This window comes from Jejuibacter sp. L23 (assembly GCF_050815825.1).
GTDB lineage: Bacteria > Pseudomonadota > Gammaproteobacteria > Enterobacterales > Enterobacteriaceae > Jejubacter > Jejubacter calystegiae.
Map to the genome: position 1 here is coordinate 3,874,618 of NZ_CP138199.1, position 20,670 is coordinate 3,895,287.

Below are 20,670 nucleotides of genomic sequence, written 5' to 3' on the forward strand. Positions count from 1 at the left end.
GCTGGCCCGCGCAAGCGGCGGGCCAGCTTGCACAAGGATCAAGCGTGCGGAGCCTGTTGTTCGTCGTCGTCCGCCTCCAGTACCGTCTCTTCCGGGCGCAGAATGCTAATCACCTTGAAGATCAGGCTCAGGGCGATACCCACCACGGTCGCCAGCGCCATGCCTTTCAGCTCAGCGGCGCCGATGTGAATCTTAGCGCCGCTAACGCCGATAATCAGAATGACCGAAGTCAGGATCAGGTTCTGAGCCTTGCTGAAGTCCACTTTAGATTCAATCAGCACCCGAATACCGGAAGCGCCAATCACCCCGTAAAGCAGCAGGGAGACCCCGCCCATGACCGGTACCGGGATAATCTGGATCGCCGCCGCCAGTTTACCGATGCAGGAGAGCAGAATCGCCAGGATAGCCGCACCGCCGATCACCCAGGTGCTGTACACCTTAGTGATCGCCATAACGCCGATGTTCTCGCCGTAGGTGGTATTCGGCGTCGAGCCAAAGAAACCGGAGAACATGGTGGAAAAACCGTTGGCAAACATCGAACGGTGCAGGCCCGGATCGCGCACCAGATCCTTGCGCACGATGTTTCCGGTCACCACCAGATGGCCGACGTGCTCGGCAATCACCACCAGCGCCGCGGGCAGAATTGTCAGCACGGCAAACCACTCGAATTTCGGGGTATAGAAGGTCGGCAGCGCAAACCAGTGAGCTTCACGGATCGGCGTAATGTCCACCACGCCCATACAGAAGGAGAAGGCATAGCCCACCAGCACGCCGATCAGAATCGGGATAATCGCCAGGAAACCGCGGAAGAGAACCGAACTAAAGACCGTGACGCCCAGGGTTACCATCGCAATGGAAAGCGTGGTGCCGTCCACTGACTGACCGTCAGCAGGCAGCATGCCCGCCATATTGGCGGCAACGCCCGCCAGCTCCAGGCCGATCACCGCCACAATGGCCCCCATCGCCGCAGGCGGGAACATCACATCCAACCAGCCGGTGCCCGCCTTCTTCACAATCAGCGCCACCAGGCAGAACAGCGCGCCACAGGCGATAAAGCCGCCCAGCGCCAGTTCATAGCCCAGCGGCAACAGCAGCAGTACCGGTGAAATAAAGGCAAAGCTGGAGCCCAGATAAGCAGGGATCTTCCCTTTACAGATAATCAGATACAACAGCGTGCCGATGCCGTTGAATAGCAGGACCGTTGCCGGATTGATATGGAACATAATCGGCACCAGTACGGTGGAGCCGAACATGGCGAACAAATGCTGTAGACTGAGTGGGAGCGTCTGTAACAGCGGCGGTCTTTCACTCACCCCGATAGCACGGCGCGTCATAGCAATATCCTCTGTGTGATAAACGAAGAAAGAAAATCCAAAAAAAAGCCGACTGTTAAAGTCGGCTGAATAAATTATTTAGTACCAAATATCTTGTCCCCGGCGTCGCCGAGGCCCGGAATAATGTATCCGTGTTCGTTGAGTCCCTGATCGATAGAGGCGGTGTAAACCTCTACGTCCGGGTGTACTTTCTCCAGCGCAGCCAGACCTTCCGGCGCCGCTACCAGCACCAGCACCTTAATATTGTGGCAGCCCGCTTTTTTCAGCAGGTCGATAGTGGCGATCATCGAGCCACCGGTCGCCAGCATCGGGTCCACCACCAGCGCCATACGCTCGTCGATATGCGAGGCCAGTTTCTGGAAGTAAGGCACCGGCTCCAGGGTCTCTTCATCGCGGTAAACGCCTACCACGCTGATGCGCGCGCTGGGTACGTTTTCCAGCACCCCGTCCATCATGCCAAGACCGGCACGCAGAATCGGCACTACAGTTATCTTTTTACCTTTGATCTGTTCTATTTCCACCGGGCCGTTCCAGCCTTCGATAGTCACCGTTTCGGTTTCCAGAGCGGCAGTGGCTTCATAAGTCAGCAGGCTTCCGACTTCCGAGGCGAGCTCACGAAAACGTTTAGTGCTGATGTCCACATCACGCATCAGACCCAGTTTGTGTTTCACGAGTGGGTGTTTCACTTCCACAATCTTCATGCTCTATCTCCCCAAAATGCGTCAGCCATAAAAAAAATCGCCGGATTATACCGCTTTTTTGCCGCTGCGCCATCACTAAGGCGCACGATCGGGATCAATCGATTCCGGATCAGTATAGAGCAGAGCCCTGTTTCAGCGCCCTGCTTCCTTAGCGCGTTTTTCATTACCGGAAGGGCTCGCAAACGTTTGCCTGGACTGTTAGAATCACCGCGATTTTTTCTACCGCGCTGGAACCTTTTTTATGACCGATAAAACCTCTCTCAGCTATAAAGACGCCGGTGTTGATATCGATGCGGGCAATGCACTGGTCGACCGAATTAAAGGAGTGGTGAAGAAAACCCGCCGCCCGGAAGTGATGGGGGGGCTTGGCGGCTTTGGTGCACTGTGCGCCCTGCCGCAGAAATACCGCGAGCCGGTGCTGGTTTCCGGCACCGATGGCGTTGGCACCAAGCTGCGACTGGCGATGGATCTGAAACGTCATGACACTATCGGCATCGATCTGGTAGCCATGTGCGTCAATGACCTGGTGGTTCAGGGGGCAGAGCCGCTGTTCTTCCTTGATTACTATGCGACGGGCAAGCTGGACGTAGATACCGCAGCAAGCGTCGTCGGCGGCATCGCCGAAGGTTGTCTGCAGGCTGGCTGTGCGCTGGTCGGGGGGGAAACCGCTGAAATGCCCGGCATGTACCACGGCGAAGATTATGACGTGGCCGGTTTCTGCGTCGGCGTGGTAGAGAAATCAGAGATTATTGACGGAACCAAAGTGGCCGACGGCGACGTGCTGATCGCCCTGGGATCCAGCGGCCCGCACTCTAACGGTTACTCGCTGGTGCGTAAGATTGTCGAAGTCAGCGGCTGCGACCCGCTCACTACCCAGCTCGACGGCCAGCCGCTGGCGGACCATCTGCTGGCGCCGACCCGCATCTACGTGAAATCGGTGCTTAAGCTTATCGAACAGTGCGACGTTCACGCCGTCGCCCACCTGACCGGCGGCGGCTTCTGGGAAAACATTCCGCGCGTTCTGCCGGATAATACCCAGGCCGTTATCGATGAATCCAGCTGGCAGTGGCCGACGGTGTTCGACTGGCTTCAGCAGGCGGGTAACGTCAGCCAGCACGAAATGTATCGCACCTTTAACTGCGGGGTGGGCATGGTCATCGCCCTGGCGCCTGACGAAGCCGAAAAAGCCATCGCTCTGCTTAATGCAGAGGGTGAAAAGGCGTGGAAAATCGGTATTATCAGGGCCTCTGACTCTGAACAACGCGTGGTTATTGGGTAATGAAAAAGATTGTGGTGCTTATTTCTGGCAGTGGAAGCAATCTGCAGGCGATTATCGATGCCTGCCAGCAACGACGGATTGATGGCACCATTGAGGCGGTATTTAGCAATAAGGCCGATGCTTACGGTCTTGAGCGCGCTCGCGCGGCAGGTATCGCCGCGTTTGCGCTCTCACCTGGCGACTATCCGGATCGTGAAGCCTATGATCATGCGCTAATGGCGCAGATTGATGAGCACGCGCCCGATCTGGTGGTACTGGCGGGCTATATGCGTATTCTTAGCCCGGCTTTTGTGGCCCATTATCGTGGTCGCCTGCTCAATATCCACCCTTCCCTACTGCCGAAATATCCCGGCCTGCATACCCACCGCCAGGCGCTGGAAAACGGCGATCGCGAACACGGCACTTCGGTACACTTCGTCACCGAAGAGCTGGACGGCGGTCCGGTGATCCTCCAGGCCAACGTGCCCATCTTTGAAGGCGACGACGAAGAGACCGTTATCGCCCGGGTTCAGCACCAGGAGCACGCCATCTACCCGCTGGTGATCGGCTGGTTTATGGATGGCCGTCTGGCTATGCGCGATAATGCCGCCTGGCTGGACGACCAGCCCCTGCCTTCCCGGGGCTACGCCGCCGACGAATAACCACTCTCCTTCCCTCCCGGGAAGGAGAGTCTTGTCTGATACTTCTGCCTGGCGTTGGACATACCCGGATATTGCTCGCCATAATAAGCGCCGAGACGGATTTTCCACGTCCGGAAACGGGAACCAACCAAACGGAGTGTGAGTCGCATGGGTCAGGAAAAGCTGTACATTGAAAAAGAGCTAAGCTGGTTATCGTTCAACGAACGCGTACTTCAGGAAGCGGCGGACAAATCAAATCCGCTCATTGAGCGCATGCGTTTTCTGGGCATCTATTCCAATAACCTGGATGAATTTTACAAGGTACGCTTCGCTGAACTGAAACGGCGGATCCTGATTAACAAGGTTCAGGGTACCCACTCCAACTCCCGCCATCTGTTAACCAGAATCCAGAACCGGGTGCTCAAAGCCGATCAGGAGTTCGATGGGCTGTATAACGATCTGTTATTGGAGATGGCGCGTAACCAGATCTTCCTGATTAACGAACGTCAGCTTTCTGCCAACCAGCAAAACTGGCTGCGTCACTACTTCAAACACTATCTGCGCCCGCACATTACGCCGATCCTGATTACCCGGGAAACCGATCTGGTGCAGTTCCTGAAGGATGACTACACCTACCTGACGGTGGAGATCATTCGCGGTTCAGAGATTAAGTATGCGTTGCTGGAGATCCCCTCCGATAAAGTGCCGCGCTTCGTCAACCTGCCGCCGGAAGCGCCGCGTCGGCGTAAGCCGATGATTCTGCTGGATAACATCATGCGCTACTGCCTGGATGAGATCTTTAGCGGCTTCTTCGACTACGACACGCTGAACGCCTACTCCATGAAGATGACCCGCGACGCCGAATATGAGCTATTGCATGAAATGGAGTCAGGGATGCTGGAGCTGATGTCTTCCAGCCTGAAGCAGCGTCTGACTGCCGAACCGGTGCGCTTCGTTTATCAGCGCGATATGCCGGACGCCATGGTGCAACTGCTGGCCGACAAACTGTCGATCTCGCGCTATGACTCCATTATTCCCGGCGGTCGCTATCACAACTTTAAGGACTTCATCGACTTCCCCAACGTAGGTAAAGCCAACCTGGTGAATAAGCCGATGCCGCGCCTGCGTCATATCTGGTTCGACAGGTTCCGTAATGGCTTCGACGCCATTCGCGAGCGCGATGTGCTGCTCTACTATCCGTACCATACCTTTGAGCACGTGCTGGAATTATTGCGCCAGGCCTCCTTCGATCCGAGCGTTATCTCCATCAAAATCAATATTTACCGGGTCGCCAAAGATTCACGCATTATCGATTCGATGATCCATGCCGCCCACAACGGCAAAAAGGTGACGGTGGTGGTGGAGCTCCAGGCGCGCTTTGACGAAGAGGCCAATATTCACTGGGCCAAACGTCTGACCGAAGCCGGAGTCCACGTGATCTTTTCGGCCCCGGGGCTGAAAATTCACGCCAAACTGTTTTTAATCTCCCGCCGCGAAGGGGAGCAGGTGGTACGCTACGCCCATATCGGTACCGGCAACTTCAACGAAAAGACCGCGCGCCTGTATACCGACTATTCGCTGCTGACCGCCGATGCCCGCATCACGGGCGAGGTGCGTCGGGTGTTTAACTTTATTGAAAACCCCTACCGGCCGGTGAGTTTCGACCACCTGATGGTTTCGCCGCAAAACTCGCGCCGTCTGCTCTACGAACTGGTGGATAACGAAATCGCCAACGCCCAGCAGGGGCTGCCGTCGGGCATTACCCTGAAGCTGAATAACCTGGTCGATAAAGGTCTGGTGGATCGGCTGTACGCCGCTTCCAGCTCCGGGGTACCGGTAAATCTGCTGGTGCGAGGTATGTGTTCGCTGATCCCTGACCTGGAGGGTATTAGCGAAAATATCCGGGTAATCAGCATCGTCGATCGTTATCTGGAACACGACCGGGTCTACATCTTTGAAAACGGGGGCGACAAAAAAGTCTTCCTCTCTTCGGCAGACTGGATGACGCGTAACATCGATTACCGCATCGAGGTCGCCGTTGCCCTGCTCGATCCGCGCCTGAAGCAGCGGGTACTGGACATTATCGCCATTCTGTTTAGCGACACCGTTAAAGCGCGCATCATCGACAAAGAACTCAGTAATCGCTATGTACCGCGCGGCAATCGCCGTAAGGTCCGCTCGCAACAGGCGATTTATGAATACATCAAATCTCTGGAACAGCCTGAATAATACCTATGCCGATCACTCAACAAGCCCCCCGACCGCAGGAGTTCGCTGCGGTCGATCTCGGCTCCAACAGCTTTCACATGGTCATCGCCCGAGTGGTGGATGGCGCCATGCAGATCATCGGTCGTCTTAAGCAGCGCGTTCATCTGGCCGATGGTCTGGACGCCGACAACATCCTGAGCGAAGAGGCCATGGAGCGTGGCCTGGCCTGCCTGGCGCTGTTCGCCGAGCGGCTACAGGGATTCAGCGCCGCCAATGTCTCTATCGTCGGCACCCACTCCCTGCGTCAGGCGGCCAATGCGGCGGAATTTCTGAAACGCGCCGAGGCGGTGATCCCCTACCCCATCGAGATCATCTCCGGTAACGAAGAGGCTCGCCTGATCTTTATGGGCGTGGAGCATACCCAGCCGGAACGGGGCCGCAAACTGGTGATCGACATCGGCGGCGGCTCTACTGAACTGGTGATCGGTGAAAACTTTGAACCGCGTATGGTAGAAAGCCGACGCATGGGCTGCGTCAGCTTCGGGCAAAACTTCTTTCCGGAAGGCGAAATTTCCCCCGTGCGCTTTAATCGCGCCCGACTGGCCGCCACCCAAAAGCTGGAGAATCTGGCCTGGCAGTACCGCATTGAAGGCTGGAACGTGGCGCTGGGCGCTTCCGGTACCATCAAAGCGGCTCATGAGGTACTGCTGGAGATGGGTGAAAAGGATGGACTGATCACGCCGGAACGCCTGGAGATGCTGTGTCACGAAGTCCTGAAATACAAGCGCATCAGTTCACTCAAACTACCAGGACTGTCTGACGAGCGTCGGGCGGTTTTCGTACCCGGGCTGGCGATTCTGTGCGGCGTTTTCGACTCGTTGCGCATTAAGGAGCTGCGTCTTTCCGATGGCGCCCTGCGCGAGGGGGTGCTTTATGAAATGGAAGGCCGTTTCCGCCATCAGGATATTCGTAGCCGCACGGCCCAGAGCCTGGCAAGCCAGTACAATATCGACAGCGAACAGGCGAAGCGGGTGCTGGAAACGACTCTGCGCATGTTCGAGCAGTGGCAGGCGCAGAATCCTAAGCTTGCCAACCCGCAGATGGCGGTACTGCTCCAGTGGGCCGCCATGCTGCACGAAGTGGGGCTCAATATTAATCACAGCGGACTGCACCGCCACTCGGCCTATATCCTTCAACACAGCGACCTGCCCGGCTTTACCCAGGAGCAGCAGGCGTTAATGGCGACGCTGGTGCGCTATCACCGCAAAGCTATTAAGATTGACGAGCTACCGCGCTTTACGCTGTTTAAAAAGAAGCAGTTTATTCCACTGATTAAGCTGCTGCGCCTGGGGGTGCTGCTGAATAACCAGCGTCAGGCCTCCACGTCGCCGCCCACGCTGGTGCTGGAAACCGACGATCACCACTGGACCCTGCGCTTTCCCCATAACTGGTTCAGCCAGAACGCGCTGTCGCTGCTGGATCTGGAAAAAGAACAGCTGTACTGGCGCAATGTCACCGGCTGGAAGCTAAAAATAGAGGAAGAGTCGGCGCCTGACGCCTGATAAAATCCAGGGCTGCCACTGGGGCAGCCCTCAGGTTATTTCCCTTGCGCCAGCGCTTCCAGAGGCAGAGGGCGCCCAATCGCCCACCCCTGCATATAGTCAATGCCCAGCTTGCGTATGGCCTCACGAATCTCGTCGGTTTCGACCGATTCGGCCACCAGCTGCATCTTCTTGGTACGCGCCAGCTGGCAGATGGAGTCCACAATCTGATAATCGAGGCTGCTAACCAGTAAATTGCGGATAAAGCTGCCATCGATTTTCATGATATCCGCGTTCAGATCGCGCAGCCGCGCATAGCTGGCGTAGCCGGTACCAAAATCATCAATCGCCACCCGACACCCCATGTGCTGCAATGCAGAAAGGGTGCGACTGGCCTGCTCTACGTTGGTCAGAGAGTGGCTTTCGGTCACTTCAAACACCAACTGCCACGCCTGTACGTCATAGCGTTTTAGCAGACGCTGAACGTCATTCACAAAGCGCGGTCGACACACCGATGACGGTGTCAGATTGACCGAGAAACGACAGGCAGGCAGCGCATCGCGATGGTCGGAGATAAAGGCCATGCTCTTTTCCAGCACCCACAGATCGATCTTCGATGACAGGCCGAACTCGTGGGCCACCGGCAGGAAACAGTCCGGTTCGACAACCTCGCCGTTTTCATCTTTCATCCGCAGCAATATCTCATGATAGGTATCGCCGCGTACCCCTTCGATAGGCTGCGCCAGCAGGAAGAAACCATCATGATCCAGCGCCTGTTGAAGCTGGTTCATCATATCCACTTTGCTCTTCACCGCCTTCTGTACGTGGCGAGCGCCATAGAGTTGAAGGCTTTCCGGATGGCCGGTGTGTACAGAGTGATCCGCCATGGTGCCGAGCTCCCCCAGCAGCAGATGATGATGGGCCACCGGAGCGCGCACATAGCTGTAGCTAATACCCACCTGGAGCTGAAACGGCATGCCGTCCCAGCTGAAGCGGAACTGCCTGATCTGCTCATCCAGCGCTTCGATACGCTCTTTCTGGGTTTCGCCATTCAGGCGTAACGCCAGTTCGTCGCTGGACAGATGATAGAGTTGCTCCCCTTCCTGCAACATCCCGCTTAACCAGTTCGCCATCTCCTGCTTAAACGTGATGCGCAGCAGCATACCGTAGTTGCGGCTCAGCAGTTCGAGCTCCGGGAAGCGCAGCAGACACAGCATAGAACCGGCGTGACCGTTCAGATCCCGGTTCAGGGCGCGCAGGTTCGGCATCTGTACTACCGGGTCGATATAGGCCGCATAGCGTACCTTTTCGTGACTGGCGCGCTGGCGCGTGGTTACCTCCGCCATCAGATAGATGGAAAACGAAAACACCAGAAAACAGGAGCTGGTAAGCGCCATCTGATTGTCATAATCCAGGCCTGGCGGTAGATAGCGGTAAAAATAGTGGCTGACAATAAGCAGCATGATCGTCCAGACCGTGGTGATAAACAGGAAACCAAAACGCATGGCCCCCCAAATCATCACCGGCAACATCAGCGTAAAGGTGTAGTTGGTATTAAAGATGGTGCTGGCGTCAGTCAGCGGCAGCAGCAGCAGGCTTAGCAACAGCAGAATACAGGCCCACCACAGCCCCAGCTCCAGTCGGGTGGTATTCGGGTGGAACTGGGCGCGCATACGCGAGAAAAAGCTGCGTGCGAAGCGGGGGTGGCGCAGGGTACGAATAATAAAGTAGCAGAACGGCAAACCGGTCAGACAGCTCACCAGCAGCGCCTGATAGTTAATCAACGTACTGATTTTCCAGGGAGTATCCCCCAACAGGCTGACCTGGGCGGCATATAAACCAAAACGGATCGCGCTCTGGTACAGCAGGAAAAAGGCGGTCGCACTACAGAACACCAGCCAGAACATGCGGGCCGCCGTCTGGTACATATTGCCGAAGTTGACGTTATTACGCCTCGGCACGAAAAGGCTGTAGCCGCCCCAGCAAATTGTGAGCATCAGCAGATAGTGCAGCGCAGAGGCAAAACCGTCAAAGCTGCCGCGCAGCGGCAGGTAGTGAAACAGAATAGACAGCACAATACCCGGCAGCGCCGCCCAGCTGAAAATCATCATCAGTGCCAACATCATCGCCGGCAACATATAGTAAAGAACAACACGAATGCCGTGCAGCTCCGTGTAAACGGAAAAATAAAATGCCAATGGGTGAATCAAAACCGGAAGAATTAACGGAAGACACCACCATTTGTTTTTATTTCGTTGGTACCAGCCAGAAAATTGCATTAGATGTCCTTCAGAATACCAGAAGCTCCATGATGGTATTTTCAGACAGGCATCCAACCTGACCGTTGTGGTGAAAAGTGGATCACAGCTCCCCCTCTCTTAAGCGAGTGCTGATTCTAGTTACTCGCTAAAAGTTAAAATTGATTAAAATCAATTTACATGGCCTGTCACGACTATTTAAGGGTGTTTTTTAATACGCATCGCTTTTTTCCAGCAATCCGATTATTAATTAAAAACACTTATATAACATCTCAGACATCTGACGTTTTTTTACAGTACAAACATTGACCCGGCATTCCCGCTGTGCCCTAATGACGCTATCGCCCAAACGGGCTTACCAACAGGATCACTCAGTGACACAGTTTACCGGCACGCGAAAACGGCAGCGATCGAACAGTCGCATGATCCGCATCGTACTGCTTATTAGCTTTATTCTCTTCTTTGCCCGTTTTATTTACTCTTCTATCGGTGCATGGCATCACTATCAGGAGAAAGTCAGCGCCCAACAGACCAGCCTGAGTACCTCCCAGGACCGTATCTCACGTCAGTAGCGCCAAAAACAATAGATAGCGTCAGCGCCCTGCTGTTATAACGGCCGGATCATACCCCGAACCCGTCCCCTTGAGTAAAGAATCATCGACTAATTATCGACTCATTCCAGCCCAAAAACCGCATAAGCGACGGCATCTACTCCTAACCAGGTAGTTAATCGACCTCAGCCAGCACCGCCGTTGCCTGCTGACGCAGCCACTCGCTCGCCGGATCGCTGTCTGTATGGGTCGGCCAGACCATGGCAATAGGCATCACCCGCAGCTCAAGGGGGACAGGGCTAACCGCCAGACTCAGCAACGGCGCGTAACGCCGCACAATACGCGCCGGGAGCGTCGCCAGCACCGGTGTTTGCATGGCGGCGCTCAATACAGTCAGAAACTCCGGGGCCGCCATCGCCATTTCCAGCTCAACCCCTGCCGCCTGCAGCGCCCGGTCCAGGCACCCGCGAATGCTGGCATTCTGGGATACCAGGGCATGGCGCTGAGCCAGCCAGGTTGGGCGATCTATCGGCGTTGGCAGATCCAACAATTGCGGGTTAAAACAGCTCATCAATGACTGCTCAAACAGCAAACGCCGACGATAGCGTTCACTCCCTGACTCAAAACAGCCGATAGCGAGATCGATCTCCCCTTCGTCCAGCAAGCGGTGAACCTGAGCGGGCTGCGCCGGTCGCGCCAACAGGTTAATACCTGGTGCGGCAGACTGAACCCTGGCGGTCAGCCCCGGCATCAGCAGCACCTCCATTTCGCTGGAAAATCCAATGGCAAAGGTACGACGCTCCACCTCGGGGCGAAATACTTCACGTGCCGTAATCGCAGTCTGGGCCTGTTCCAGAATCTGGTTAACCGAGGCCGATAGCGTCAACGCCCGGGCAGTGGGTCTCATCACCTGCCCCACTCTGACAAATAGCTCATCGTCAAACAGCAGCCGCAGCGTCTTCAGGTTATGGCTCATCGCCGGTTGCTGAATCTTCAGACGGGCCGCCGCACGGGTTACGCTGCGCTCGCGCATCAACGCATCGAATGCAATCAGCAGGTTCAGGTCAAACGACCACAAATTGAAATGATCAATAGAGGACATAATTTGAATCGATTTGTTCACTACAGACGCTAATCATAGACTACCGGTGACAAATTCACCAACGGAGCACAGGCTATGCACCTAAATCCCGGTTACCGAATTGGCGATATCACTATCACGCGAATTGACGAGCTCTCCCTGAATGGCACCCTGCCTTCCCGGCTCTATCCGAAGCTCGATCCCCAACTGGTTGAAGAGAACCGCGACTGGCTGATGCCAGGCGATCTCGATCCTGCCAGCGGTCATTTGATCCAGAGTATTCACAGCTGGCTGGTTCGTACCCGTCACCATACCATCCTTATCGATACCGGCGCAGGCAACGATAAGCTGCGACCGCTTAACCCTCTGTTTCATCAGTTGAATACGCCATGGCTACAGCGTCTCGCTGCAGCAGGCATACAGCCGGAGCAGGTCGACTACGTACTACAGACCCACCTGCACGTTGACCACAGCGGCTGGAACACCTGCCTTATCGATGGTCGTTGGGTCCCCACCTTTCCCCGGGCGCGCTACGTTTTTCCCCAGCGTGAAGAGGAGTGGTATGCCAGCCCGGACAGCCACAACGAGGTCAATATTCCGAATCGCGGCGTATTTGAAGACAGCGTAGCGCCGGTTATCGCTGCCGGACAGGCCGAACGTATCGGCCCCGACGGGGGCGACTTCCTCGATAACTTCCAGTTTATTCCCACCCCGGGACACAGCATCGGTCATATGTCCATCGCCCTGCAATCCCAGGGAGAACAGGCGCTGTTCAGCGGCGATATCATGCATCACCCGCTGCAGATTATGGCGCCTGACCTCAATACCCTTTACTGCGAGTGGCCAGAACAGGCACAACGCTCGCGCCAACGCATGCTGACCTGGGCCACTGAGCACGACGCTCTGGTCTTTACCTCCCATTTCGCCCGTAGCTCTGTCGGCCACGTTAGCCGTCAGGGAAACGTCTTTAGCTGGCAATACGCCTGAGGAGCCCCCTATGAGCACCGTTCGCACCATTAAAGGTATCGAACTCATTGATGAAGCACTGTACGTTCCGGCGCAGCGCCCGGATATTCAACTTCATGTCCGTCACCGTCGCCCGGCGGCGATGACAACCTTCAGCCCTCAGCGCACCATCGTCCTGGTACACGGTGCCACATACTCATCAGGTAGTCTGTACGACGTTCCCTTTAACGGCATCTCGTTTCTCGACTATCTTGCTGCCGCAGGCTACGACGTCTACGCTCTGGACGTGCGGGGCTATGGCCGCTCCACCCGCCCGCCAGAGATGGATCAACCAGCCGGGCAACATCCACCGCTGGCAGGCACTGATGATGGCGTAGCCGATCTGGGCAGCGTGGTCGACTTCGTACTTAAGCGCCGTCATCTTGAACAACTGAATATCTTCGGCATGTCCTGGGGCGGCACCGTCGCTGCCGCCTGGACCAGCCGTAATAACGCCAGAGTCCACAAGCTGGCGCTGGTCGCTCCCCAGTGGCTGAACGACCAACCCACCCGTATCGATAGCGGAGGCGATCCCGGCGCCTGGAGGTTGATTGCAGTGCGCGAAACCCTGAACGGCTGGCTAAGCGCCGCACCGGAACATGCCCGGGACAGGCTCATTCCCGCAGGCTGGTTCGATCAGTGGGCCGACGCCACCCTGGCCGAAGATCCCTGGAGCCAGAGCCATACGCCCGGGAAAATACGTGCCGTCAGCGGCCCCATTCAGGATATCCGTGACTACTGGCGCGTGGGCCGCAAATACTATCAACCCGCAGATATCCGCGTTCCGGTACTGCTGGTGCACGGCGAATGGGATATCGATGTCCCGCTGGCGATTGCCAGGGCACTATTTAGCGAGCTGGAAAATGCGCCCTGGCGCCAGTGGCTGGAAATAGGCGAATCCACCCATATGCTGCTACTGGAACGTCACCGCATGCTGGCCTGGAATGCAATACGCGATTTCTATGACCGCGACTATCATCCGGAATAACCCTCAGATCTGCTCGATCGGCCCGGGATAGCGGGCCACCAGGGCATCTGCGGTCAGCAGTGTGATGCCCTCAACTGCAGCCTGGGCCACCAGCAGGCGATCGAAAGGATCCTTATGCAACCCCGGTAGCCTTTCTGTCGCCGCTACGTGCTCGCTGCTGATAGCCAGCTCGCTGTAGCCGTTATCCAGCAGGCCGCGCCGCAACACCCGGCCGTCAACCGGGAAGTCAGCGCGCCCCAGACCACGTTTGATGGCGATCTCCCACAGGCTGGCGGCGCTAAAAAATAATCTGTTTTCCCTATCGTTCAGCAGCGCCACCGCCCCGGGCGATAAGCGTTCCGGCATTCCCGCCGCCCACAGCAGAACACGGGTATCCAGCAAATATTTCATTGCTCACCACCAAACAGCTTCTCAATGGTTTCATCGCCCATTCGATCGAAGTCGTCCGGAACCTGGAACCTTCCCGCCATAAAGCCTAACCGCTGCTCCTGCCCCGGCTCAGCGGCATCCAGAGCCATGACCTTTACCAGCGGCCTGCCCGCTTTGGCGATAGTAAACGGCTCCCCTGCCACCGCCTGCTCAACCAGCCGCGATAGCTGTGTCTTTGCTTCATGAATATTCACAATACGCATCTCCGCCCCCGAACCTAAACTAAGTTCGGTTAGTCCGGTTTAAAAAACGCGCGAATAATAGTCGAAAATACCGACCCTTCATTCGCTCTGCCTGAAAACATTGAGCAGAGTAAATCGCGCTTTTGGGCTGCCCTGTCCAGCCTCAAAGAATAAAACCAGAAAATGTGCCGCAAAATACTCGCTGGGATTGATCCGTTGCACCGCGAATACGCTACGTCTGCCTCACGACGGGGCAGAGAAAAGAGTCCTAAAGGATACAGAATAAGCACGCCAGGCCGCGCCCGTTCAGGCTCCCGCATCGATTTCACGGTAATGGCATGGTTAATGCACCGCTGGCTCACTCTCACGAAATCGGAGCGGCGATATGACCAATACAACGTTATCGGGCGCGGTTGTTGCCAGTCAGAAAATGAAATGGATCCAACTGGCGCTGGGATTGATTTGCATGATTTCTATCTCCAGCCCGCAATATGTCTGGGCGCTTTTTACCCGCCCACTGATGGAAAAACTACAGGCCCCACTGGCGGAAATTCAGCTCACCTTTTCGCTGCTGATTATTCTGCAAACCTTCTTTTCACCATTTCAGGGACGGTTGATCGACCGCTTTGGCCCACGTCGTCTGATTACCCTGGGCACGGTACTGACCGGCATAAGCTGGATGCTGGCAGCCAGAATGAACTCCCTGACAGAGCTTTATCTTTATTACGGCGTGTTGGGCGGCCTGGGCACCGGTATTGTCTATATTGGCGTGGTTGGGCTGATGGTGCGCTGGTTCCCGGAAAAACGCGGCTTCGCGACCGGCATGGTAGCGGCGGGCTACGGTATGGGCGCTATCCTGACCACCTTCCCCATCACCACCGCGCTGGCGGCAAAAGGGCTGGAAAACACCCTGTGGCAGTTCGGCCTGCTGATGGCGGTGCTGGGGTTTATCGCCGGCCAGGGGCTGCGCGCGCCAAAACCCCAACCGGCGCAACAGATCGATACGCCACTAAACGTCACCACCCGCAGTTTTACCCCCAGAGAGATGTTGCGCCAGCCGCTGTTCTGGCTGATGTTCGTGATGATGACCATGATGTCGACTTCCGGTCTGATGGTGACGTCGCAAATGGCTATCTTCGCCGGTGATTTTGGTATCACTTCGGTCACCATTCTGGGTATGGCGGCGCTGCCGCTGGCGATGACTATCGATCGTGTGATGAATGGTCTGACCCGACCGGTCTGCGGCTATATCTCTGACCGCATAGGCCGCGAAAAGATGATGTTTTTCGCTTTCGGTCTTGAGGGCATTGCCATGACGCTATGGCTGCTGTGCAAGGACGATCCGCTGCTGTTTGTACTGCTTTCCGGGGTGGTGTTCTTTGGCTGGGGCGAGATTTTCTCGCTGTTTCCCGCCACCCTGACCGATACCTTCGGCACCCGCTTCGCCACCACCAATTACGGCTGGCTTTATATTTCTCAGGGAATCGGCTCGATCTTCGGCGGGCCGCTGGCGGCGCTGCTTTATCAACATACCGCCAGTTGGAATCTGGTCTTCGGCTGCGCCATTACTCTGGATATTATCTGCGCCCTGCTGGCGCTGCTGGTGCTTAAGCCCTGGCGGGCGCGGTTTATTCGTGGAGCAGGAATGACCGACAATACCGCATCCCATACTGGCCAGGCTGCTGGCGCATGGGGAGCCAAAAACACCTGAGGCTCTCCTCACCCACCAGGCCCTGATGCAGGGCAGCGCTTATGGCGGGCAACAGGGTGATTACGGTTCGTTCACAGGGGCGTTTTAAAGCCGATAACGGCACGGCTCTGGTTGCCGCCGCCGTAGCTGGGTTGGGAATCGCTTACCTACCAGATTGCCTGACCTGGCAACATGTCGCCTCTGGCGCGCTCGTGCCGATCATGACTCATCATCCGCCCCCTCCGGCAGGGACATATGTTATCCGGCCACCGAACATCCTGCGCGCAAGATACGAGTTCTTACCGAGCTTCTGATCGAGTATTTCAATCAGTCACCCTACTTTGCGCAGACGGCCCTGATATAAGCGATTGTGGGTGATGTAACAGAATAGCCCGCTGGCTCAAGCATTCCTGTTTACTTATCCGCCAGCCGTGCCAGCCACGCCGCATAGGCTTCATCTGCTCCCGGCGACAAATGCTGGCGACGGTCAGCAAACTCATCATGCATATCAAATAATTTCCAGACCAGCGGAGCCAGTCTGTCCACGGGGCTGTTTGTTTCCCTGGCTTCATGCAACAGCGCCAGACTCTGTTCCTTATATTCGGCAACCAGGTCAGAGCGATAATCAAATGCCTTCCCCAGTCCGGAAAGATACATTAGCTTCGGAACTTCCGCCTGCGGCCAATGCAGCGCCATCCTGAGCGGCCATTCAAGCATCGCCCGCTCTCCCCATATGGCGCTTCGGGGTATTTGCTTATTCGCAACCAGCGTCAGCATAAACGCCTGACCCAGTTCAGACAGATAAACGCCCATCATTTCTGTAGAAGGCCGCAGATAAAACGGATCCAATGGCTGTTCACGCCTTAACCCTACGTGCGCAAGCAGACGTTGCTCAAGGTCCAGAATCAGCGATCCCAGCTCTGCTTCCAGCGCCTGGCCACTTTCTGAGACCTGTTTCGTTCTTGCCGCGCAGTTCCAGAGGGTGAGCGACACTTGCCACTGCTCCTGCTCCCCTTTTCCGGAACAGCCGATTTCTCCGGTAACAAAATAGTTCATCGCGGGCGGTACCAGATCGAAAAGCGCGTTACCATCAGTCTCATTGCCGGATAATATGGGACCTTTACCTTCCACCACCTGGATATAACAACTCGACGCGTAGTGGCTCCAGTAATGCACCGCTTCAGCAAAATAAAGGGGAATAGCACGGCTCAGACGTCCAATATTGTCTTCAAGCTGCGATTCGGATTGCACAGAGCCTTCCACTATTTTTGAAAGTGCAAAGAATCCTATTTTTTGAGCGTCTTCAGGCTTGCGGCTAAAGAGCCAGTCAGCCCGATTCAAACCGTAATGCCAAATCGGTTGAGTCAGTGACAACGTTTTGATCTGCAACTCATTGGGATCGACAGCCGCGTGCTGAACATCCTGTTTACGCATCTCCTGAAAAGCCTGCGCGAACTCATCAAGATGCTGTTTAAGGGGCGCCAGACCCAGGGCATACATCCGGGCAAGCAGCTTTTCGCCTTCCTCAACCTCACCAAGCGCCTGATAAGCGCGCAGTATGTTAATGCCCGCCATGGGATCATGCTGATGTTCGTCATAGATCGGTGCGACAAGTTCAACGATTGACGCGATTTCGCCATTCCGTCCCAGATCGCCGGAAATCATCATTAACGCACCGGCGTCGAACGCCTTACCAGCCAGCACTTCACGGTATAAGACCCGGGCTTGCTCTGTTTCGCCCTGCTCCAGATGATGGCGCGCCAGCCACAGTTGCGCTCTCCAGCTACCGGGTAAAGCTGCTGCCGTGCGAAGCGCATTCAGATATCCGGCGTCTCCCTGGCTCTCCTGCTGAAGCGTTGCCCACCAAAGCAGGCCGTTATCCTGATTCGGATCGGCCTGAATCGCCTGCCAGAGCGTTTCGCCTGCGCGGCTGTCCTCACCGCGCCCGGCAAAGACCTTAGCCAGATTAGTCAGCAGCGTTCCGGTTGCGCCGACTTTCGCAATCCCGGCACGCAGCGTGCGTTCGGCGGCATCGGATTGACCATTTTCCATTAATACAATCCCCTGAATCACATGCGCGCGCTCGGGGATGTCGTCAATTTCAACCAGACGTTCGGCAGCCGGTATCAGATCGGCAGGGAAACCATCCTCCAGGCCCGACAGAATTGCGCTATAGAGGTCTGCCGCACTGTCCCACTTTTGTTGCAGAGCAGGCAAAAACACCTTGTCGCGCCACTCGCTACGCGGGATTTTCATCTGCTGTCCGTAAGCATCGTAGGCAACAATCAATGATTCATCCGCCGCCGCGGGCTCTACTGTTGAGGAATTTTTTTTACTGCTCAGGGAAGAGAGGAGACGTTTGAACATAGATATCGTAGACGTGTATAGGGAATCATCACCACAAAGTGACATAAAACCCGCACAACGTCTATTCACCCGTGCCTGACGGCGAATCCGCACCTGAACCTGTAATGAGCCTGCGCCCTGATGATGAGACTGCGGACAGATGGATGTATTGAGCGGGGGTCTTACCCCCCGGCCTTAACAGCTCACCCCGGCCCTTCGCTCCCGGCCGCCAGCAGCGGCACCAGCACCTCGCTGATGGGCACAGGAATACCATGAACGCGACCATAACGCTGTATCACGCCATTGCGGATATCCCATTCCAGCGGGCGATTAGCCTGTCGGTCGGCAAGTATTGAGGTGCCTAAGTCGACAGGAGCACGGCGGAAAACATTAACGATCTCCTGAGGAACATCATCGTTCAGCGATGCACCGCTGGCACGGGCTACCGCCAGGCACTCGCGCAGATAAGCCAGAGCCAGTTCGGTGATATCCTCTCGTGAGAACATCCCGGCGCGTCGGTTAGCCAGGACCATCAGACCGGCAACGGCATTCTGTAGCAGTTTACGCCAGGCGATGGAGATAAAATCGGCTGACAGCTCAACCGCGCAGCCTGTGTCGCCGAGCACATCAACTATCCGTTTTGCCTGCGGCACATCAGGCAACGTAAGACGTGGTTTAGCGCGCAGCCAGACTGAAGCATCGGGCTCACGCTGGGCCGGGAACCAGACCACCGAAGGCAGCACCGTCGCGCCGTTGACGTAGGGCGCTAACTGGCTTTCCTGCTCGACGCCATTTTGCAGCGCACATACCACCGTGTTTTCATCACACAGCGCAGCCAACCAACTGGCGCAATCAGCAACCTGGGTGGTTTTCACCGCGACAAACACCAGATCGAACGGGCGACCGATCGCTGCCGGATCGTTCAATACCGGGCCTGGCACCACGACTTCCCTCGCGTCGTGCCGCAAAATTAACTGCGAATGCGCGGTACGCCCGCAAAGGAGCGGCGTTCGGCCAACTTCATGCAGAACAGCGGCGATGGTGGTCCCGATAGCGCCAGGACCAATCAGCGCGACAGTGGGATAGTCAGACATCTTGCGTTCTCCTGATTTGATTAACCCATCATCAGGGCAGGTGTCTGTACTAAATAGCACGAGGTAAACACAAAAACAAAAAAGCCCGCATTCACGCGGGCTTAGAGGGGTTTTATCGCTGTTATGCGCCAGACGTTAAATCATTCCCCTGACATTGTCTTTGAACTAAATGGCTTAGCTGATACTCCAGTCTTCCAGACGTAATCCATTAATACGTTCGAACTCACGGGTATTGTTCGTCACCAGAATTAAACCCAGTGCGCGGGCGTGGGCCGCAATCATGCTGTCATACGGGCCAACGGGCGTACCTGCTCTTGCCAGTTCTGCCCGGATTTGCCCCGTCTGTACCGCCGCATCGATACCATAATTCAGCACCTCCAACCGGGCGATGAATCCTTCGACCACGCGCAGGTTTTTCTCCGGGCTGGCAGATTTCTCCGCGCCGTAAATCAGCTCCATCAGCGTGACAGAACTGATGCACATCCGCCCGTAATGCTGGTTAAACGCCTCCCGGACTGCCTGAGGTTTATTTTTGATCGTATAGATACAGATATTGGTATCCAGCATGTATTTGAGCATCAGAACTCTTCCCGGTCCTGGTCACCTGGCTGTTCACGGGCGGCCATAAAGTCAGACGTCACGCTCTCACCATCAAACCAGCTGTCCCAACTTTCGCCTGCGGGAGTAATAATGCGCGTTCGCCCTACCGCGACGATATCCACGTGTTTGACATCCTCCGGTAAAGCCACCGCTTTTGGCAGACGCACCGCCTGGCTACGGTTGCTTTTGAATACGGTTGTCTTTTCCATTCTCGCCTCCAGTGGTGAAGTTTTATACACAGTGCCAGCATAAGGCAATCATGGGATATGTCAATGGGATATACATAAGAAGGAAATACCGCGGCAGAATTTCAACAGGCAGCGCTCTACCGATACAGGAGGAACTGCCGGGGGAGCGTAACGAGCATCTGATTGACAAGCCGGATCTGAAATCCGCGATGGACTACTGGCACAACCCTCTCCGCGATGCCGGGCTGACGGGCGAATACTCCCCTCACGCTCTTCGCTATGCCTGGGCGCAGGATGCGATCCGCTATTACGAGGGGCAGGGGTTAAGCTACAAAGAGGCGCTGGCGGTAACCTCAACGGATCTGGGACATGGGGATGGGCGAGGACGGTATATCGAGCAAGTATGAATGTACATAAATAAAAACCCCCTGTAAAAACAGAGGGTTGATTGCAGTTTTACCTGTTCATGAAAACTCAGGAAGGGTTATCGGCTTATTCCCACTCAATTATATTGTTATAATTAATTTACATTAAAATCATATGGTTATAAAAAAACCTATCGGCAATACCATAAT

The 20,670-nt window shown here is 55.8% G+C and carries 20 protein-coding genes and 1 pseudogene; 11 read left to right on the forward strand and 10 right to left on the reverse strand.

All coding sequences use genetic code 11. The features are described 5' to 3' along the window. Positions 1–38: 38 nt before the first annotated feature. Together uraA and upp are read right to left on the reverse strand one after the other, a co-directional pair. Positions 39–1,334, reverse strand: coding sequence for a uracil permease (uraA, locus tag SCU88_RS18505; protein WP_138098859.1), 1,296 nt, complete (start codon positions 1,332–1,334; stop codon positions 39–41). Positions 1,335–1,408: 74 nt separating this feature from the next. Continuing rightward, a complete protein-coding gene (gene upp, locus SCU88_RS18510; protein WP_138098860.1) occupies positions 1,409–2,035 on the reverse strand; it encodes a uracil phosphoribosyltransferase in 627 nt (208 codons plus the stop codon). 241 nt (positions 2,036–2,276) lie between these two features. Between upp and purM the strand changes: the two genes are divergently transcribed. The 4 genes from purM (at position 2,277) to ppx (ending at position 7,704) form a co-directional block, all read left to right on the forward strand. Next, a complete protein-coding gene (purM, locus tag SCU88_RS18515) occupies positions 2,277–3,314 on the forward strand; it encodes a phosphoribosylformylglycinamidine cyclo-ligase (RefSeq protein WP_175341957.1) in 1,038 nt (345 codons plus the stop codon). Beyond that, complete coding sequence (gene purN / locus SCU88_RS18520) at positions 3,314–3,955, forward strand: phosphoribosylglycinamide formyltransferase (protein ID WP_175341958.1); 642 nt, start codon at positions 3,314–3,316, stop codon at positions 3,953–3,955. The genes purM and purN overlap by 1 nt, the downstream gene beginning before the upstream one ends. A 147-nt stretch (positions 3,956–4,102) precedes the next feature. Further along, positions 4,103–6,163 (forward strand): polyphosphate kinase 1, encoded by a 2,061-nt coding sequence (gene ppk1, locus SCU88_RS18525; RefSeq protein WP_138098863.1) that lies wholly within the window; start codon positions 4,103–4,105, stop codon positions 6,161–6,163. A 5-nt stretch (positions 6,164–6,168) separates the two neighbouring features. Then, positions 6,169–7,704, forward strand: coding sequence for an exopolyphosphatase (ppx, locus tag SCU88_RS18530; protein WP_138098864.1), 1,536 nt, complete (start codon positions 6,169–6,171; stop codon positions 7,702–7,704). Between the two features lie 35 nt (positions 7,705–7,739). Here the strand turns inward: ppx and SCU88_RS18535 are convergent, their stop codons facing one another. After that, complete coding sequence (locus SCU88_RS18535) at positions 7,740–9,905, reverse strand: EAL domain-containing protein (RefSeq protein WP_431810178.1); 2,166 nt, start codon at positions 9,903–9,905, stop codon at positions 7,740–7,742. On the opposite strand from SCU88_RS18535, the gene SCU88_RS18540 reads away from it, so the two are divergent. Both SCU88_RS18540 and SCU88_RS18545 read left to right on the forward strand, forming a co-directional pair. Further along, on the forward strand, positions 9,875–10,024 hold the full coding sequence (locus tag SCU88_RS18540) for a hypothetical protein (protein WP_241666674.1): 150 nt from the start codon (positions 9,875–9,877) through the stop codon (positions 10,022–10,024). The genes SCU88_RS18535 and SCU88_RS18540 overlap by 31 nt on opposite strands. A 339-nt stretch (positions 10,025–10,363) precedes the next feature. Beyond that, on the forward strand, positions 10,364–10,513 hold the full coding sequence (locus SCU88_RS18545) for a YfgG family protein (RefSeq protein ID WP_421805504.1): 150 nt from the start codon (positions 10,364–10,366) through the stop codon (positions 10,511–10,513). A gap of 154 nt (positions 10,514–10,667) precedes the next feature. Here SCU88_RS18545 and SCU88_RS18550 read toward each other — a convergent pair whose 3' ends face one another. Next, positions 10,668–11,594: a LysR substrate-binding domain-containing protein gene (locus SCU88_RS18550; protein ID WP_175341960.1), complete on the reverse strand. Its 927-nt coding sequence runs from the start codon at positions 11,592–11,594 to the stop codon at positions 10,668–10,670. Positions 11,595–11,669: 75 nt separating this feature from the next. Here SCU88_RS18550 and SCU88_RS18555 point away from each other — a divergent pair, with 75 nt between their 5' ends. Both SCU88_RS18555 and SCU88_RS18560 read left to right on the forward strand, forming a co-directional pair. Then, positions 11,670–12,560 carry an MBL fold metallo-hydrolase gene (locus SCU88_RS18555; RefSeq protein WP_138098868.1) on the forward strand — a complete coding sequence of 297 codons (891 nt, stop codon included), beginning with the start codon at positions 11,670–11,672 and terminating at the stop codon, positions 12,558–12,560. Positions 12,561–12,570: 10 nt separating this feature from the next. Next, the gene (locus SCU88_RS18560) at positions 12,571–13,566 is read left to right on the forward strand and encodes an alpha/beta fold hydrolase (protein ID WP_175341961.1); all 996 of its coding nucleotides are present in this window, start codon (positions 12,571–12,573) and stop codon (positions 13,564–13,566) included. Between the two features lie 3 nt (positions 13,567–13,569). Here SCU88_RS18560 and SCU88_RS18565 read toward each other — a convergent pair whose 3' ends face one another. Both SCU88_RS18565 and SCU88_RS18570 read right to left on the reverse strand, forming a co-directional pair. Beyond that, positions 13,570–13,956 (reverse strand): PIN domain-containing protein, encoded by a 387-nt coding sequence (locus tag SCU88_RS18565; protein ID WP_175341962.1) that lies wholly within the window; start codon positions 13,954–13,956, stop codon positions 13,570–13,572. Then, on the reverse strand, positions 13,953–14,198 hold the full coding sequence (locus SCU88_RS18570; protein WP_175341963.1) for a type II toxin-antitoxin system prevent-host-death family antitoxin: 246 nt from the start codon (positions 14,196–14,198) through the stop codon (positions 13,953–13,955). Before SCU88_RS18570 ends, SCU88_RS18565 begins: the two co-directional genes overlap by 4 nt. Before the next feature lie 364 nt (positions 14,199–14,562). Here SCU88_RS18570 and oxlT point away from each other — a divergent pair, with 364 nt between their 5' ends. Then, on the forward strand, positions 14,563–15,888 hold the full coding sequence (gene oxlT / locus SCU88_RS18575) for an oxalate/formate MFS antiporter (protein WP_175341964.1): 1,326 nt from the start codon (positions 14,563–14,565) through the stop codon (positions 15,886–15,888). A 41-nt stretch (positions 15,889–15,929) separates the two neighbouring features. After that, complete coding sequence (locus tag SCU88_RS18580) at positions 15,930–16,181, forward strand: LysR substrate-binding domain-containing protein (protein ID WP_431810038.1); 252 nt, start codon at positions 15,930–15,932, stop codon at positions 16,179–16,181. Between the two features lie 100 nt (positions 16,182–16,281). On the opposite strand, the gene SCU88_RS18585 is transcribed toward SCU88_RS18580, so the two are convergent. The 4 genes from SCU88_RS18585 to vapB form a co-directional block, all read right to left on the reverse strand. Further along, positions 16,282–18,234, reverse strand: a complete 1,953-nt coding sequence (locus SCU88_RS18585) for a tetratricopeptide repeat protein (protein ID WP_175341965.1) — start codon at positions 18,232–18,234, stop codon at positions 16,282–16,284. Between the two features lie 182 nt (positions 18,235–18,416). After that, the gene (locus tag SCU88_RS18590) at positions 18,417–19,307 is read right to left on the reverse strand and encodes an oxidoreductase (RefSeq protein ID WP_175341966.1); all 891 of its coding nucleotides are present in this window, start codon (positions 19,305–19,307) and stop codon (positions 18,417–18,419) included. 174 nt (positions 19,308–19,481) lie between these two features. Then, entirely contained in the window at positions 19,482–19,886 is a 405-nt protein-coding gene (gene vapC / locus SCU88_RS18595) for a type II toxin-antitoxin system tRNA(fMet)-specific endonuclease VapC (protein ID WP_006687278.1), read from the reverse strand. Beyond that, positions 19,886–20,116 (reverse strand): type II toxin-antitoxin system VapB family antitoxin, encoded by a 231-nt coding sequence (vapB, locus tag SCU88_RS18600; RefSeq protein WP_138098875.1) that lies wholly within the window; start codon positions 20,114–20,116, stop codon positions 19,886–19,888. Before vapB ends, vapC begins: the two co-directional genes overlap by 1 nt. A 134-nt stretch (positions 20,117–20,250) precedes the next feature. On the opposite strand from vapB, the pseudogene SCU88_RS18605 reads away from it, so the two are divergent. Further along, positions 20,251–20,502, forward strand: a pseudogene (locus tag SCU88_RS18605) (integrase domain-containing protein); the annotation flags it as partial. Positions 20,503–20,670 lie beyond the last annotated feature (168 nt).